Source organism: Bacillus sp. FSL M8-0049 (assembly GCF_038593355.1).
Lineage (GTDB): Bacteria > Bacillota > Bacilli > Bacillales > Bacillaceae > Bacillus > Bacillus safensis.
This window is the reverse complement of record NZ_CP151986.1, coordinates 440726-457988: the sequence shown is the minus strand read 5'-3', so window position 1 is coordinate 457988 and position 17263 is coordinate 440726. Positions and strand designations below refer to the sequence as shown.

The 17263-nt window shown below is 43.3% G+C and carries 15 protein-coding genes; 9 read left to right on the top strand and 6 right to left on the bottom strand.

Annotation, left to right across the window (positions count from 1 at the left end; genetic code table 11):
* Together NSU13_RS02175 and NSU13_RS02170 are read right to left on the bottom strand one after the other, a co-directional pair.
* On the bottom strand, window positions 1-435 hold the full coding sequence (locus NSU13_RS02175) for a PTS sugar transporter subunit IIA (protein WP_012008933.1): 435 nt from the start codon (window positions 433-435) through the stop codon (window positions 1-3).
* A gap of 95 nt (window positions 436-530) precedes the next feature.
* Window positions 531-1973, bottom strand: a complete 1443-nt coding sequence (locus NSU13_RS02170) for a PTS mannitol transporter subunit IICB (protein WP_034283798.1) — start codon at window positions 1971-1973, stop codon at window positions 531-533.
* A gap of 507 nt (window positions 1974-2480) precedes the next feature.
* On the opposite strand from NSU13_RS02170, the gene NSU13_RS02165 reads away from it, so the two are divergent.
* The 3 genes from NSU13_RS02165 (at window position 2481) to NSU13_RS02155 (ending at window position 5531) form a co-directional block, all read left to right on the top strand.
* Window positions 2481-4115, top strand: a complete 1635-nt coding sequence (locus NSU13_RS02165; RefSeq protein WP_081123988.1) for a copper resistance CopC/CopD family protein — start codon at window positions 2481-2483, stop codon at window positions 4113-4115.
* Window positions 4116-4130: 15 nt separating this feature from the next.
* Window positions 4131-4745, top strand: coding sequence for a DUF1775 domain-containing protein (locus NSU13_RS02160; RefSeq protein WP_041106532.1), 615 nt, complete (start codon window positions 4131-4133; stop codon window positions 4743-4745).
* A 189-nt stretch (window positions 4746-4934) separates the two neighbouring features.
* Window positions 4935-5531 carry an NAD(P)H-dependent oxidoreductase gene (locus tag NSU13_RS02155; RefSeq protein ID WP_081123987.1) on the top strand — a complete coding sequence of 199 codons (597 nt, stop codon included), beginning with the start codon at window positions 4935-4937 and terminating at the stop codon, window positions 5529-5531.
* 44 nt (window positions 5532-5575) lie between these two features.
* On the opposite strand, the gene NSU13_RS02150 is transcribed toward NSU13_RS02155, so the two are convergent.
* The 3 genes from NSU13_RS02150 to gabT are packed head-to-tail and all read right to left on the bottom strand — an operon-like array spanning window position 5576 to window position 9671.
* Window positions 5576-6970 (bottom strand): NAD-dependent succinate-semialdehyde dehydrogenase, encoded by a 1395-nt coding sequence (locus tag NSU13_RS02150; protein WP_327825452.1) that lies wholly within the window; start codon window positions 6968-6970, stop codon window positions 5576-5578.
* Window positions 6945-8333 (bottom strand): APC family permease, encoded by a 1389-nt coding sequence (locus tag NSU13_RS02145; RefSeq protein WP_111927527.1) that lies wholly within the window; start codon window positions 8331-8333, stop codon window positions 6945-6947. Before NSU13_RS02145 ends, NSU13_RS02150 begins: the two co-directional genes overlap by 26 nt.
* Window positions 8334-8354: 21 nt before the next feature.
* Entirely contained in the window at window positions 8355-9671 is a 1317-nt protein-coding gene (gabT, locus tag NSU13_RS02140) for a 4-aminobutyrate--2-oxoglutarate transaminase (protein WP_041116674.1), read from the bottom strand.
* A gap of 109 nt (window positions 9672-9780) precedes the next feature.
* Here gabT and NSU13_RS02135 point away from each other — a divergent pair, with 109 nt between their 5' ends.
* Window positions 9781-11205, top strand: coding sequence for a PLP-dependent aminotransferase family protein (locus NSU13_RS02135; protein ID WP_342489807.1), 1425 nt, complete (start codon window positions 9781-9783; stop codon window positions 11203-11205).
* A gap of 31 nt (window positions 11206-11236) precedes the next feature.
* Here the strand turns inward: NSU13_RS02135 and NSU13_RS02130 are convergent, their stop codons facing one another.
* A complete protein-coding gene (locus tag NSU13_RS02130; RefSeq protein WP_034283858.1) occupies window positions 11237-11548 on the bottom strand; it encodes a metalloregulator ArsR/SmtB family transcription factor in 312 nt (103 codons plus the stop codon).
* Between the two features lie 126 nt (window positions 11549-11674).
* Between NSU13_RS02130 and NSU13_RS02125 the strand changes: the two genes are divergently transcribed.
* The 5 genes from NSU13_RS02125 (at window position 11675) to NSU13_RS02105 (ending at window position 17068) form a co-directional block, all read left to right on the top strand.
* Window positions 11675-12049 (top strand): hypothetical protein, encoded by a 375-nt coding sequence (locus NSU13_RS02125; RefSeq protein WP_326136053.1) that lies wholly within the window; start codon window positions 11675-11677, stop codon window positions 12047-12049.
* Window positions 12050-12188: 139 nt separating this feature from the next.
* The gene (locus NSU13_RS02120) at window positions 12189-13055 is read left to right on the top strand and encodes a TetR/AcrR family transcriptional regulator (protein ID WP_251027254.1); all 867 of its coding nucleotides are present in this window, start codon (window positions 12189-12191) and stop codon (window positions 13053-13055) included.
* 16 nt (window positions 13056-13071) lie between these two features.
* Window positions 13072-14508: an MDR family MFS transporter gene (locus NSU13_RS02115; protein WP_046313897.1), complete on the top strand. Its 1437-nt coding sequence runs from the start codon at window positions 13072-13074 to the stop codon at window positions 14506-14508.
* Window positions 14509-14682: 174 nt separating this feature from the next.
* A complete protein-coding gene (locus NSU13_RS02110; protein ID WP_034283784.1) occupies window positions 14683-16059 on the top strand; it encodes an aspartate kinase in 1377 nt (458 codons plus the stop codon).
* A 163-nt stretch (window positions 16060-16222) separates the two neighbouring features.
* Window positions 16223-17068, top strand: a complete 846-nt coding sequence (locus NSU13_RS02105) for a GAF domain-containing protein (protein ID WP_034283782.1) — start codon at window positions 16223-16225, stop codon at window positions 17066-17068.
* Window positions 17069-17263 lie beyond the last annotated feature (195 nt).

Below are 17263 nucleotides of genomic sequence, written 5' to 3'. Positions count from 1 at the left end.
TTAGTTCACCTCGTTAAAGATGGCGATCAGTTCATCCTGATCCTTTGCATGAATGATACGCTCTACGTTTTCTTCCTCTGAACAGACAATCGCAATTTGAGAAAGAATATCGAGATGCTCATTGTTTTTACCAGCGATACCAAATACAACTTTGGCAATATTCCCCTCGCCATATTCAACACCATCTGGAATTTGGATAATGGAAATTCCTGAATGAAGGACAGCCGCTTTCGCATCCTCTGTTCCATGAGGAATGGCAATTCCGTTGCCCATAAATGTAGAAGAAATATTTTCTCTTTCAAACATTTTGTCCACATAATCACTTGTGACATAACCGTTTGCCACTAAGACTTCGCCTGCTTTTTTAATGGCTTCTTCTTTAGAGCCCGCTTGTTCGTTTAGGAAAATATTGTCTTTTGAAAGTACTTGTTTCATGAAAGATCACACACCTTTTTTAGAATGGAAAATCAGAAAACAACCAAAACGGGGAGTTCAATTAGGAAAAATTGGACTCAACCCGTTTCGTCATGTTATTTTTTCAATTTCTCAATCAGCTCATCGTATTTCGGGCTGTTTAAGAAATTATCAACTGAGATATGCACAGCTCCTGGCAGTTTTGCCTTGGCTCTATCTGTTAAATCTTTATGAGTAAAGACCACATCGGCATCATCTGGGATGTTGCTGATGGATGTATTTGTTACATCAATATCTAGCTCTGCCTTTTTGACTTTATTCTTTAAAACGGACGCACCCATCGCACTTGAGCCCATTCCTGCATCACAGGCAAAGATGATTTTGTTCACGTTATCTGGATTGATTTCATCTGGAGATGCTGCTTGCTCGCTTGCTTCAGCACCTTCTTTTTGTGCTGTAAGAGCAGCTGCTGCTGCACTTTTCTTGCCTTTCATGTCTTGCATTTTTTCAGTTGCTGCTGTTAAGTCTTCGTCCACTGCTTTAGACGCTTTCAAAATGACAGAAGCGACAAGGAACGATACGACCGCTGCCACGACAACACCTGCTAGAACAGCAAGGTGGCCGCCTTTTGGTGACATGAGCATAAGAGCAATGATACTTCCAGGTGACGGCACAGCCTTTAAGCCTGCATTTAACAGTGTAAAGGTCAGAACGCCGCTTGCTCCCCCAGCAATAACCGCCAAAATGAGCTTTGGCTTCATTAAGATGTATGGGAAGTAAATCTCATGGATTCCCCCTAAAAATTGAATGACAATCGCACCCGGTGCAGACTGCTTTGCAGTCCCTCTCCCAAAGAACATGTAGGCTAGAAGAACACCTAGACCTGGTCCTGGGTTTGTTTCAAGCAAGAACAGAACGGACTGGCCTGTCTTCGCCGCTTGCTCCACCCCTAATGGACCTAAAATTCCTTGGTTAATTGCATTGTTTAAAAACAATACTTTCGCTGGTTCAATGAAAATACTTGCCAGCGGAAGTAAATGTGCATTAACAATGATATCTACACCTGCCGCAAGGGCTTTATTCAGGCCTAGAACCACTGGACCGATGGCGTAGAAAGCAATGGCGACTAAAATGGCACCTAGAATACCTGCACTAAAGTTATTAATCAGCATTTCAAAACCTGATTTGATTCGGTCTTTAAACAGCTGGTCGATTTTCTTAATGAGATAACCGCCAAGCGGTCCCATGATCATTGCGCCTAAAAACATTGGGATGTCCGAACCGACAATAACCCCAATCGTAGCGGTTGCACCGAGTACCCCGCCTCGATGGTCATATACGAGCTTCCCGCCTGTGTAACCGATTAAGAGCGGCAGCAAGTAGTTGATCATTGGACCAACAAGTGTATTTAATTGTTCATTTGGAAAATAACCACTTGGAATGAATAATGCGGTGATGAGTCCCCAAGCGATAAACGCTCCAATATTCGGCATGATCATACCGCTTAAATAGCTTCCAAAGCGCTGTACTTTTACTCGAAATCCGCTTTTTTCCTGCATCTATGAAAACTCCTTTCTTCTCTCCCTTTATTTAGGGCTTTATAGGTCAAAAGATATAAGAACAAGATTCAGTGAAGCCCTTATGCCTATCGTAAAACGCTTTCACTTTCTCTTCAATTGAAACTAAATGTCACTTTGTCACATAGTGTGTGACAAAATTGAAAAATGATGTGAAAATACCTTCAGATCCCAATACAAAAGGGGCGAAAAGGTTGATCTGCCGTTGTTTTGAAACAAAATTCATGGGAATTTCACAACTTTCAAATGGTCTCTTCTTGTTTCCTCTTCTTAAATCGAATAGGCTTATAATTGATCAAACCTATTCAATTAAGAAATGTCTGCGCAGACATGACACAGAAAAAGTGAACCATCTTGCTGTTTGTTTCGTTTACCTTTTAAAGAGGGCGGTACAATAGGAAGAGCGGTTTTTTCTGTGACTCACAGTTTACTGCCGCTTTCTTTCTGATACATGAGACATTTTCATAGGTAGAAAGGCGGTTATTCACCTTGTTTAAAAATAGTAAGTGGCTTCTGCTTCTTATGGTCATGTTCGCTTTTTTCATTCCAAAGGAAGCATTTGCTCACGCATACGTCGTGAGCTCGAACCCAGCGGCAAATGAAGAGCTGGATCAGCAGCCTCCTTCAGTCTCGATCACATTTAGTGAAGGAATTGAAAGCGGCTTTCATGCCATTAAGGTGTTAAATGCAAAAGGTGATCGTGTGGATAAAGGAGATACGGTCATTAAAGATCAAAAGATCATGGAAGCAGCTTTAAAAAAGAATTTACCAAAAGGGATTTACACCATTCAGTGGAATGCGGTATCAGCGGACGGACACTCTGTCTCTGGCATGATTCCGTTTAGTATTGGAAAAGCGGACGGCGGTTTTGACCAATTAGGGCAAGGCCAAACGGATGAATCCATAGATATGGCTTCAACTATTGATAAAGCCTTTCTTTATACGTCATTCAGCTTATTCCTTGGGACCATTTTGTTTGGACTGCTTTGGTTTAAGAATACGATTTCACCTGTATTGGAGAAACGAATGAAGCGGCTTTTGACCGTGTCATTGATCATGATGGGCGGAGCACTTGTGTTCCAGCTGCCGATTCAGACAAAATCAGCGGCAGACGTGTCCTTTTGGGGGGCATTTCAGCCTTCGCTTTTACAAGAAACGATTGCGTCCACTTCTGGCGGTAGTCTGTGGATGATGCTTATGGCGTCATTTGTTCTTCTCACCATCTGGACGATTGTGGCGGTGAGAAAAGGGGATTTCTCTTCTTTTCGAGTTTGGCTGTTTCCACTGCTTCTCTTCATAGTGCTTCTTTGGCTGAAGGCACAAATCGGACATCCAGCCGCAACAGACAATAAAATACTCACAACATCACTTGATTTCATCCATCTCATCTCTGCTTCGATTTGGGTCGGTGGTTTAACAGCCATTGTCCTTCTATTGATAAAGAAACTGCCAAATGAAGATGAGCCGCTCATACGGAGTACGCTAGCAGCATTTCATCCTTGGGCACTGCTCTCTGTTGGACTCATTGTGTTTTCAGGATTTGTGAATGCGATCTTTATTTTGCAATCGTTTGACGCTCTTTTCCAATCAGCATACGGACGCACCTTTTTAATCAAGCTTGGTTTATTTATTATCATGGGCCTTCTTGGGCTTATGCATTACTTGATGCTGAGATGGGAAAAGAAGCAGAAACGCAGCATTTCCTTACGAGCTGAAGGGATGATCGGGATCGCCATTTTGTTATTAACGGCTGTCTTTACCAATATTCCGAGCCCTCCTCCGCCTGCACCAGAGCCCTTCTTTGGCGCAAATCAGGTCGAGCATCGTGATATTGTGTCCTTGAGCATTACTCCGAATGCCCCGGGGAAAAACTCATTCGAAGTGGCATTTACAAAGAAGAATGGCGAAACGATCACTGATATTCAATCTGTGACAGCCAAAATCCATAAGGTGGCTTTATTCGGTGATGAGACACCGAGTGAATTTCAGCTGAAACGATTAAAAAATGGTCATTTCTCTGCTGAAAATCTCTTATTAAATGAAAAAGGCACATGGAAAATTGAAATCCATGCGTTAACTGGTTCTTTTAAGAATATCGATACCACATTTATTAGAAGAAACTAAAAGGAGTTATCACATATGAAAAAATACGTTAAAGCTTTATTACCAATGCTTCTCGCTTCATTTTTATTGGCGATTCCTGTGAGTGCGCACGTAACAGTCAAGCCTGATACATCTGCGACAAATGCTTGGGAGACCTATACATTAAAGGTTCCTTCTGAGAGTGACAGCCCGACGACTAAGGTTGTCGTGACAATTCCTAAAGGCGTAGAATTCCAGCAATATGAGCCAGTACCTGGCTGGAAAACATCAACTGAAGAGAAAGATGGCAAGGTAACAAGAGTGACTTGGGAAGCAACAGGTAAAGGTGTGCTTGCTGGACAATTCCAGCAATTCGTTTTTGTAGCGAAAAACCCTGAAAAAGCAGGTGAAGCTGCTTGGGATGCGTATCAATATTATAAGGATGGAACAGTCGTTGAATGGACTGGCGATAAAGATGCTGATAAACCTCATTCCATCACAAACATTGTGGCATCTAATACTGTAACGGATTCACATGGCCAGGAAAAACCAAAAGAAGAAAAGGCCTCTGAAACAGCCACTGCTTCTTCCTCACCACTTGTCCTTGGTCTGTCCATTGCTGCTCTAGTCGTGGCACTGATTGCACTTGGACTTGCTTTTAGAAAGAAATAAAAGTGTATGAGCGATCGTTTTCTTAGAAACGATCGCTTTTTCTTCCTTTACACATGTACAAATCGCACTGTTTACTTTTATGACGATCAATTATTTTCCATTTTCCCAACTTGTTATTACCAATATAGGATTGAATAGGATAAAGCTGCGTGACATAATGAGACAGATGACCACATAGGAGGCTATGAGATGAACCATGTAATCATATTTGCTCATCCCCAGCAAAGCTTAAATCAAACCTTATTAGATCTTGTTGTGAGCACTCTATTGAACAATGGTCATAAAGTGACTGTTCGTGATGTCTATGCCCTAGGTTTTTCGCCAGAGCTCACCATTGCAGAAAAGGCTGCCATCAAATGCGGTGATGTCCCAATCGCTATTCAAAGAGAGCAGACGCTGATTCAGCAAGCGGATGTGCTGACGTTTATTTTTCCAATATGGTGGACAGGCTTGCCGGCTATGCTAAAAGGATATGTAGAACGCGTCTTTTCTGAAGGTTTTGCTTATCAGATCAGTGAGGATGGAGAGATTGAAAATCTGCTTCGGCACAAAAAAGGTGTCATTATCAACACCCACGATACACCGAGGACTTTTCTTAATTCCAATAAGATTTCCACCTCCTCCCATCACATGACAACCGATACTGAAGTCTTCAATTTTATTGGCGTTCAGCCTGTCGAACGGCTTTTGTTCAGCAGCATGGAGCAGGCATCTGCAGATTACATACATGAAATTTTGAAAGAAACGAAAGAAACGGTGGATCAGCTTTTCCCGCCTGCTGTATAACATAAAAAAGACTGCCGAGATTCCTCTGACAGTCTTTTTCACGTTTATTCGTCTAAACCAATGGATACATATTTTGTTTCTAAATAAGGCTCGATCCCTTCGATGCCGCCTTCTCGGCCAATTCCGCTCTCTTTCATACCGCCAAAAGGTGCTTGGACAGCCGATGGACCGCCATCATTCCAGCCAATGATCCCATAATCGAGATGTTCTGAAATGTAGAGTCCGTTCCGATAATTTTCTGTAAAGAAATAAGCTGCAAGGCCAAAAGGTGTATCGTTGGCTAATTCAATTGCCTCGTCTAACGTTTTGAATGTCGTAATAGGTGCCACTGGACCAAAGGTCTCTTCATGCATAATGTTCATCGAAGGGTCCACATGTGTAAGAACCGTTGGCTGGACAAAATAATATGATTTGTCATCGTCGAAATGCGTTTCGCCGCCGACAAGAACTTTCGCCCCTTTATCCACTGCATCTTGAATTTGACCGACAATTTTATCAAAGCCGCGCTTGTTGATAATTGGACCGATGGATGTGCCTTCTTCAAAGCCATTTCCTACTTTCAGCTTTTCTACTTCTTTGCTGAATCTTTGCGCAAATGCTTCATGAATGTCTTCATGCACAATTAAGCGGTTGGCACAGACACAGGTTTGCCCTGCGTTCCGAAACTTAGATGCCACTGCTTGTTTGACAGCTAGTTCAAGATTCGCATCCTTGTCTACGATGAGCGGAGCATGACCGCCAAGCTCCATTGATACGTGTTTGACTGTACTGGCACTGTTTTTGATCAGGTGCTTCCCGACGGGCGTTGAGCCTGTAAACGTGATTTTTCGAATCAATAGACTATCTGTGAAGATTTCACCCACTTCTTTGCCGTCTCCCACAACCCATTGCAGTGCATCCTCTGGAATGCCGGCTTCATGACCTAATTTTACTAGTTCAATAGCTGTTAGCGGTGTGTCTTCAGCAGGTTTTACAATAAACGTACAGCCTGCTGCAAGCGCAGGAGCTGCCTTTCTCGTAATCATCGCCGCAGGGAAATTCCACGGAGTAATGGCAGCAACAGGACCAACTGGCTGTTTTGTGACGAAAAGGCGTTTGTTCGTCGTATGTGACGGGATGGTTCTGCCGTAGATTCGCTTTGCTTCTTCTGCGTACCATTCAATATAACCAGCCGCATAGACGATTTCTCCTAATGCTTCTTGATACGGCTTTCCGTTTTCTTCTGTGATGATTTTCGCAAGCCTCTCTTTATGCTCAATCATCAGATCAAACCACTTGCGAATGATATTGGCACGTTCATGTGCTGACGTTTTTGCCCATGATTTGAATGCTTTATGTGAGCGGGAAATTGCGTCTTGGATCTGTTCTTTTGTATGCTGAGCAACTGAAGCAATTTCTTCTCCTGTTGCAGGATTATACACTTTGAGTTCGTTTGTCATGCTCTATCGTCTCCTTCGTTCTTGGATTCATTACATATAGTATATACCCAATGAGTACCCAACCTAAAAGCAATATCCATTCAGCTGGCCAGGATAAGGAGGCCGGCATTCCTGGAAAGTAAAATGAAAGGAAAAGAAGACTCAGTCCGATGGCTAAAACACCTGTCGTCCGCCAATATTTAATGCTGTATGGACGCTCCAGCTCAGGTTCTGTTTTCCGAAGTCTCATAAAGGCAATGGATACGATTAAGTACCCGACGATGATTCCGACACCGCCTGCATTGACAATCCATACGAGGGCAGGGCGCCCTAGTAATGGAGCGAAAAAAGCCAAAGCCCCAAGAAATAAAATGGCATTTGTCGGTGTTTTATACTTTGGATGAATATACGCAAACCATTTGGAAATCATACCTCTTTCCGCCATAGCATATAAAATACGGCTTGCACCGATAATAAAAGCATTCCAGCTCGTCACAATCCCTGCTACACCGCCGATAACCAGCACTGTTCCAAACGCTTGATGACCGAGAAGCTGAACCATCGCATCTGCTGTTGCTAATGAAGAGGCTTCAAGCTGTCCCTTTGACATTCCAGCAGCTACCCCAAAAACAATAAGCAGATAAAAAATGACCGCACTCACGATGGAAATAATCAAGATTCTCCCAATGATTTTTTTTGGTGCGTTAATCTCCGCCGCTACTTGCGGAATGACATCAAACCCAACGAATAAAAAGGGAATCATGACTAACACCGCCATAAGACCGCCAACCCCGCCTTGAAACATCGGCTCAAGGTTTGCAAAATCTCCATTAAATGTTGCGCCGCCTAAAAGGAGAAAACCTGTCAGAATAATCGCCACTGTGAACACGGACTGAAAAATGGCAGCAGGCTTCGCCCCAATGTAATTCAGCGCTGTTAAAAACAATGCACCGCCAGATCCAATCAATACCCACGTGAAATAAACGTCCCATCCCCCTATATTCCATAAGAAGCCAGCATGCTGTGTTGGAATCACATAATCAATGACGGTCGGCAAGGCGACAGCTTCAAACGTAATCACAGACACATAACCAAATAATACGCCCCATGCTGAGACGAACGCTGCTTTCATCCCAAATGCCCGCTGGACAAAAACGAGCCCTCCGCCTGTCTCTGGAATCGCAGACGAAAGCTCAGCATACGTAAGTCCGATAAAGATGACGAGAATACCGCCTATAACGAAAGCAATCACACTGCCTAAAAATCCAGCTGTTAAAATCCAATCTCCCGAAAGTACAACCCAGCCCCAGCCAAGCATTGCACCAATGGACAAAAACAGTACGTCAGACTGCGACATGGTTTTTGCCATTTGTTGTTTTTGCATACAACCATCCCCCTTTGTTGTTTAGCGTGCTTTGAAGGCGTCCTCGATGATCCCTAGTCCTTCGTGAAGCAGCTCATCTGTGATGACAAGTGGTGTTAAGAAGCGAATGATATTCCCATTAATCCCTGCCGTTAAAAGAAGCAGCCCGTGCTCATTTGCATATGCTGCAATCGCTGCGGCTCTTTTCTTATCTGGTGTACGCGTTGTTTGATCTTCCACAATTTCAATTGCCGCCATTGCCCCTAACCGGCGGACTTCCCCAATGAATGGATACGCTGTTCTCCATTCATTGGCTTTGTCCTCAATGACTTGTCCAATATGTTCAGATCGTTGATTCAGTTGTTCTGTTTCAATGATATCAAGGACAGCCAGTGCAGCCACACAGCCTAACGGACTTCCTGCATATGTTCCCCCAAGCTCCCCTGGATCTGCCGCATCAAGCAGTTCTTTTCTGCCAACGACACCGCTCAGCGGTAAGCCAGCTGCAAGAGATTTTGACACAGTAATTAAGTCCGGTACCACATCAAAGTGCTCAATCGCAAAGTATTTCCCTGTTCTTGCAAAACCGGTTTGGATTTCATCTGCAACAAAGACAATCCCGTGTTGCTGACAGAAGGAAGCGACATGCTGAACGAAGCGCTTCGATGGCACAATGAATCCGCCCTCCCCTTGGACTGGTTCCATGACCACACAAGCAACGGTTTCTGGTGCAACGGCTGCGACGAAGAATTGATTGAATTGATCAATGATGTACTCGTCGTAAGCAGCATCGCTTAATCCTTCAGGTTTTTGATAGTAATAAGGATACGGTGCTTGGTACACCTCAGATGCAAATGGCCCGAACCCAAATTTATACGGCTTAACCTTGCTCGTCATGCTCATTGTCATATTCGTTCTGCCGTGAAAACCTCTTGTGAACGACACAACGGCCTGTCTTTTCGTATATTTACGTGCAATTTTCACCGCATTTTCAACAGCTTCTGCACCTGAATTAAGAAAAATGGCTTTCTTATCATGATCCCCTGGTGTGAGATGGCACAGCTTCTCTGCCAATTCGATATACGATTCGTACATCATCACGTTGAATCCTGGGTGAATCAGGCTCTCTGCCTGTGCTTTGACCGCTTCCACGACCTTTGGATGTGAATGTCCTACGTTTAATGTGCCAATGGCGCCTGCAAAATCGATAAATCGGTTCCCATCAATATCGAACAGCTCGGCTCCTTTCCCCTTCGCTGCAAGATGACGGTTGCCATTACTCACGCCTCTTGCGACGTATTGATCTCTTTTCCCCTGCCATTCTTCAGTTGAAAAACGGTTTGTTGTCGTTTGACTCATTGTCATCCATCCCCTTTATATCCTTTTTTATTATTCTGAATATTTTTTGGTATGATAGAAAGTACCAATATCATTTTTTTCATGGTACCAGAGAGGATGGAATGATGAGATGCTGACAATTCAACTAGATCAAACAGGGCAAAACGGATATATTTATCATCAAATTTATATGAAAATTAAAGGGGAAATCTTAAACCGCAACCTTCAGCCGCAAGATCAATTACCGTCCAAACGAGAGTTAGCCGATACATTAAACGTCAGCGTTAATTCAGTGAATGGCGCCTATCAGCAGCTGCTTGCCGAGGGATATTTATATTCGATTGAACGCAAAGGGTTTTTCGTGGAATCACTAGAAACGTTTCATGAATCTGGTCAGCTAAAACCCTCTTCTCTTCCTGTAGATTTAAAGGAAGAACCGATTGCACGAGACGACTGGTATTCCTTTTCACATATCTCCGTCGATACAGCGAACTTTCCATTTAAAAGCTGGCTGAAAAGTGAACAAAAGGCGATCCATCTCCACCAAGATGCCTTCGGTGAGCTTCCGCATCCACAAGGTGTGTATGAGCTGAGGGAAACGATTGCCCGGCTGATCGGACTTGCGCGAGGAGTCAAATGCTATCCAGAACAGCTCATTTTAAGTGCAGGCACACAGTCACTGATCCATTCGTTATCAAGCATTCTTCCAGCCGATCAAGTATATGGGCTAGAAAACCCCGGCTACCGCCGGCTCTATCAAATGCTGAAAAACAATCATCACCAAATTGAAACGATTGGCATTGACCAAAAAGGTGTGCGGATGAGCGACATTCATAAAAAACAGCCGAATGTGTTGATCATTACCCCTTCACATCAATTTCCAACAGGGGTGATTATGCCGATTTCCCGGCGCATTCAACTTTTAAACTGGGCAGCTGATCAGCCAGACCGTTATATCATTGAGGATGATTATGACAGTGAATTTAAATATGGCACAGACAGCATTCCGGCGCTGCAAAGTCTTGACCGATATGACAAAGTCATTTATATGGGCACCTTTTCAAAATCATTGCTGCCCGGCTTGCGGCTAAGCTATATGGTGCTGCCTCAGCATTTATTGAGACGCTATAAGGAGGAACAGCATTTTTTCATTCAAACAGCTAATCTTTTTACACAATACACCCTTCTTCATTTTATAAAAGATGGGGCGTATCAACGGCATATTAAACGAATGAATGGTTTATATGAGGAAAAACGGAAGCAGCTTATTGAAGAGCTCAATACGGTTTTTGCTGACAATGTGCGGATTATTGGAGAAAATGCCGGGCTTCATTTTATTGCAGAGTTTCGCTCAAATCGAACGCAGCATGAGATTTTACAGCGAGCGAAAGAAAGAAAGCTGAAAATGTACGGAATGGATCGCTTTACCCTTGATGAGCAATTGCCGGGGCATCAGCCAGGCTTTGTTCCGCTCGTCCTCGGCTTCTCACATATGAAGCAAGAGGATATTCAGCCGGCAGTGAAACGGCTGTATGACGCCATTTTCGGGAAATAAAACAGCCAGCTGCCCTTCACAGACAGCTGGCTTACCACCGCTTTTTATCTATAGCTAGAATCGATGACATGAGTCCAGGAAAAGCGGTCTCGATGTCTTCTTTTCTTAAAGAATAGTAACGGTGCTTCCCGTCAATTCTCACTTTCACGACGCCTGCCTCCCTCAGCACTTTGAAGTGATGGGAAAGCGTGGATTTGGCAATATTCATCTCATACGTGCCGCATGTCCTCTCCCCCGCCTCTGCTAAGCAGCGGACAATTTCTAACCGGATTGGATCAGCCAATGCGTGCAGCACAGAAATCAGTCTCATATCTTCTTTGTTTGGATGGTTTGGATTCGTCATACAATAAATGTATCGTATTTTGTGCCAACATACAATCTCATTCACCTGAAGCTGACTAGTCAAGTAACGATATGGCTTCACAAACGTCCATTATTCATGAGACTGTCTGAAGGGAAGGAACCCATTTTGAAACATAATATATGGATTAGTTTATTGATGATGATTCTCGCGATCTTCCTCTGCGCCTGCCAGTCCGTCCAATATTCTCAGTCAAAACCACCTAGTGCGGAAGAGTTATTAGCTATGGATCAGCAGGCAGATTTATTTCAATGGGAAGGAACGGTCTATGAAACAAATGTAGATTGGACGACATCCTTACACGTCACAAAACATCAGCAAGTAGGTGTCATTCAGAAAACAGCCGCCAAAAATTTTGAACATGGTACAGCTTCTAGGCTGCAAAAAGGGACCGCTATTTACTCTGTGAAAGAGAGAGAAGACATTTTGGTCATCGAACTTCACGGCAAAACAAAAATATATGTCGCACATGCGGAAGGATAAAATACCTGTCATGCAGACGGGTATTTTTTTAAGTTCATTTTCTTGTCTTAGGGCATTGGTTTTGTTATCATAGCAAAAGTGACCACTCGGTTTCCATTGTGACCCTATGGTTTTGCCGATTCGGAAAGGACTTATGAAGATGAACGAAAAGCAAGAAGAGATTTTGCGGGTTTCAAAGAAATTATTTTCTCAAAAAGGCTATATGAGTGTCTCCATGCAGTCAATTGCCGATGCCTGTAAAATATCAAAAGCGTCTATTTATAAACTGTTTGATTCAAAGGAAGCTCTTCTACTAGAACTGATTAAATACAATCAGCGCAAAATGAGAGAGATTTCCCGCATCATTCATTCAGAAACGACGCTGTCCAAAAAGGAAAAATTCACAAAGAAGATCAAGCTTGAGCTTGAAGAGTTTAAAGAGAATCATAAATTTTTGAACATGCTGTCCTTTGAAGCTTTTTCTCAGCATTCGCCTATTGTCATTAAACACTTACGGGAGACACGCTCCATTATCATGCAGCGGCACAGAGACATTATTTTGAGCACATATGGTGAATCCGTCGCTCCTTATGTCTGGGATCTCGTGATTGTTCTCAATGGATTAATGAGAGAATTCATCTTAATGCTGGCGATTGAGCACAAGAACATCAAATTAGAAAATGCTGCCGAGATGATTATCGGTGTGATGGACCGTGTATCGAAAAAACCTTGCTCAATTGAGCCTGTGTTAACAGATCAGCTGATGGAATCCTATTTGTTTTCCTCACAGGACGGATATGATGAAGAAAAACTTGTCATCTCGTACTTAACGAAGATCAAACAAGAGCTTCACGCACTGTCAAACGGAGAAGAAAAAGACGATCTCCTCTCTGCGTATGAGCTGCTCAATCAAGAATTATCAAAGGATGAACCGAGAACCTTTTTAGTCAGCTCACTGCTCGATTATTTAGGCAAAAACAGCGTTTTATCACAAAACGTGTCACAGCTGAAAAGCATCATTTTATAGATAAAGAAGGGATAACATGAACCAATCAACTACATCGTATAATCGATCTGTGATTGTTGGGATTTTCCTCGTTGGGGCATTCGTTGCGATTTTAAACCAAACGCTTCTCATTCCAGCGATCCCGCATATCATGGAAGATTTCAATATTGAGGTCAGCAAAGGACAGTGGCTTACAACAGCCTTTATGCTGACAAACGGGATTCTCATCCCTATTACGGCTTTCCTCATTGAGAAATTTTCAAGCCGTTCTTTAGTTTTAACGGCACTTAGCATCTTTACAGCCGGTACAATTCTTGCTTCATTTGCAACAAATTTCCCGGTGTTACTTGCTGCGCGTATCGTGCAGGCAGCCGGTGCAGGGATTTTAATGCCGCTGATGCAAACGATCTTTTTAACCATTTTCCCGAAAGAAAAACGCGGGCAGGCAATGGGCATGGTCGGACTTGTCATTTCGTTCGCACCTGCACTTGGGCCAACACTTGGCGGCTGGATTGTTGACTCCTTCAGCTGGAAGTTCTTGTTCTATATTGTTCTGCCAATCGGTATCATTGATCTCATTCTTGCTTTCTTCTTAATGAAAAATGTGACGCAGCAAAGAGAGACACGTATTGATGTCTTATCTGTCATCTTGTCGTCCTTCGGTTTCGGCGGGCTGCTTTACGGATTTTCTAGTGTCGGCACATATGGATGGACGAGTGCAACGGTTCTCATTTCGCTGATTGTCGGCGCTGTGAGCTTGTTCTTCTTTATCTTGCGCCAGTCGAACTTAACAAGACCGATGCTTGAGTTTGGTGTATTTAAATTTGCGATCTTTAGCTTAACAACCTTCCTTGGGATGCTTGTCTTTGCTTTATTGATTGGTACAGAGACGATTCTGCCGCTTTATACGCAGAATGTCAGAGGGCTGTCTGCACTTGATACAGGGCTTATCTTACTGCCAGGTGCTCTCTTCATGGGACTCCTGTCACCGATTATCGGACGGATTTTTGATAAAGTCGGCGGAAAAGGGCTGGCATTAGGCGGTTTTACGATACTCACCGTTACCACCCTGCCGTTTATGCTGCTCACCCTTGATTCATCAATCGCCCTCATTACGGTCGCCTACACACTTCGCTTAATTGGGGTTGGGATGATCATGATGCCGCTGACAACCGCAGGTATTAACTCTTTACCGCCTCATTTGATCCCTCATGGGACAGCGATGAATAACACGATGAGACAAATAGGCGGTTCCATTGGAACGGCTGTGCTTGTTTCCATCATGAGCACCTCTGCTGCAAATGCAGAATTGGCCAATCCATTAAAATCGGCCGTTCATGGAATGAATACGTCATTCTTCATTTCTGGTCTGATTGCGGTCATTGGACTCGTCCTCTCTTTTTTCTTAAAGGAAAAAAAACGTGAGAATAAAGTGATGAAGCAGGAGCTATCTTCCTCCTCGTCTTCTTCATAAGAAAAAGAGCTCGGCATATGGCCGGCTCTTTTTTCATATACTCATACAATATCGTCCTCTCTGAAAACACATTTGTATTTCTAGTAAAGAAAAACCTTGATAATTTAAGGAAAAGAGTTGATAATAGGAACTATTCAATTTGTGAGAAAATTTTTACTATAGGAGATGTATGCATTGAAGGTCGTTAAATTTGGTGGCAGTTCACTTGCATCTGGCAAGCAGCTGCAAAAGGTATTTGACATTGTAACAGCAGATCCAGCTCGAAAAGCAGTCGTTGTTTCCGCACCAGGAAAACGGCATTCAACGGATACGAAGGTCACCGATCTATTAATTAGCTGCGGCGAACAATATTTACGTTTAGGCGAAGCACATGATTTAAAGGAAGCAGTCATCGAGAGGTATGCCTCAATAGCGGATGAACTCGGATTAGGTCAAGACATTATCGATACCATCAGGCAAGATCTAGACACATTATTACAGGCTGATTCATCCCGCCCTGAGTGCTATCTTGATGCCATTAAAGCAAGCGGTGAAGACAATAACGCTAAGCTCATTGCCGCCTATTTCCGCCACCAGGGTGTTGAAGCTCATTATGTGAATCCAAAGGAAGCTGGTTTGTTTGTGAGCGATGAGCCTGGCCAAGCGCAAGTTCTGCCGGAGTCTTATGATCATTTGTACAAATTAAGAGAGCGCTCTGGCATTATTATATTCCCTGGCTTTTTCGGCTTTAGTCTCGCGGGAGACATCGTCACCTTTTCGCGAAGCGGCTCCGATATTACCGGCTCCATTTTGGCGAACGGTTTGAAGGCAGATGTATATGAAAACTTTACAGATGTCGATGCTGTCTATGCCGTCAATCCAACGATTGTTCATGAACCGAAAGAGATTACAGAGCTGACATACCGGGAAATGCGCGAGCTGTCCTATGCTGGTTTTTCTGTGTTCCATGATGAAGCACTTATTCCTGCCTTCCGTGCAGGTATTCCAGTTCAGATTAAAAACACCAACAACCCGTCGGCAAAAGGGACAAAAATCGTAAATCAGCGGGACCATACAAATGGACCTGTTGTTGGAATCGCCTCAGACAATGGATTTTGCAGCATTTACATTAGTAAATATTTGATGAACAGAGAAGTCGGTTTTGGACGTAAGGTGCTGCAAACATTAGAGGAATACGGGCTTACGTATGAGCACGTACCTTCTGGCATTGATGATATGACCATTATTTTACGGCAGGATCAGCTGGAGGAGCAGCATATTGAAGAGGAGCTGCTAGACCGCTTGAAGCTCGTGCTTGATGCAGATGAGGTCGTTTTAGAGCGAAATCTCTCGCTGATTATGGTTGTAGGAGAAGCGATGCGTCATAATGTTGGCACAACAGCAAGAGCGGCAAAGGCGCTGTCAAAAGCGAAGGTCAATATTGAAATGATCAATCAAGGCTCTTCAGAGGTCAGCATGATGTTTGGCGTCAAAGCGGCGCAAGAAAAAGAAGCTGTCCAAGCCTTGTATGAGGAATTTTTCTCCATGTCTACTGTCCCTGTCTCTCTTTAATCAGCAGACTGCCAGATCTTTGGATCGGCAGTCTTTTTCATCTCGACGATCAGAGTGTTTTTGCGCATTAAAGTGTATCTATTTCTTATTTGATTTTGTATGATAGAGACACATCAACTACACGTTCCGGCCTATGTTCGGAGCTACAAGGAGTCCTAAAACAATGCCTCGTCAACAACTATTAAAACAGTTTCGCAATTTTCATGATGCTTCTACTAGTATTTTAAACATGATGAGTCAATTCATTGATGTGAATACACTGTTTATTGCTAAAAATGATCAAAACACCAATCAGATTGTAAAGGTGCTAAATCATGACGAGCAGCTTCTTGAAGAAGGAGAAGAACTTCCTTATGAAAAAACATTTTGCAAGCTGGCGGTCGATCATCAGGATACACTTGTGATCCCTGACATTTCGAGGGATGACCGTTCTAAATACTTAGAGGTCACGAAACACCTTCAAAGCGGCTCGTTTATTGGGGTTCCCATTGATTTTACAGATGGGACGAACTACGGGACGATTTGCGGACTTGATTTGAGACCGAAGCAGTTCACAGAAGAGCATGTGTATATGTTTGAAACGATGGCTTCTTTATTAAGCTACGTTCTCGAACTAGACCGTGCTAACCGGCAGATTAAGCAATTGTCTGTACCGATCGTACCTGTTGTTGATGGTGTCGCCGTGCTTCCTCTGCTTGGTGATATCGAAGAGACACGTGCTCAGCATATTTTGGAAACCATTTTACAGGAAAGCTACAGGCTGTCGCTCTCTCATTTGGTCATTGATGTATCGGGAACAAAAAGCCTGAATGAACAAAGCATTCAATATTTGGTCAGCTATGCACAAACACTGAGACTTTTAGGAATTTCGGCAGTTTTAACGGGCATTAAGCAAGACCTTGCTTTAAGTGCGATTCAATCCAATATATCGTTTAAAGACATCACCATCCGGAAAGACTTACCACAGGCACTTGCTCATATTGGATTGACGTTTACCAAGAATGAATAAGTTGTGATTTTGTGACTCCATAAAGAAAGGCTCATCTCAATGGATGAGCCTCAGATGATTGACAAAGAGCTAAAATGATCTCTATTTTAGCTCTTTGTCTTCTTTTCAGCGTGATAGAAAACCTTTGCAGTCTAGGAAGGACGAGTACCGGAGCGGAGCGAATGAAACATTCGTGAGCACCGGCACGCAGGACTG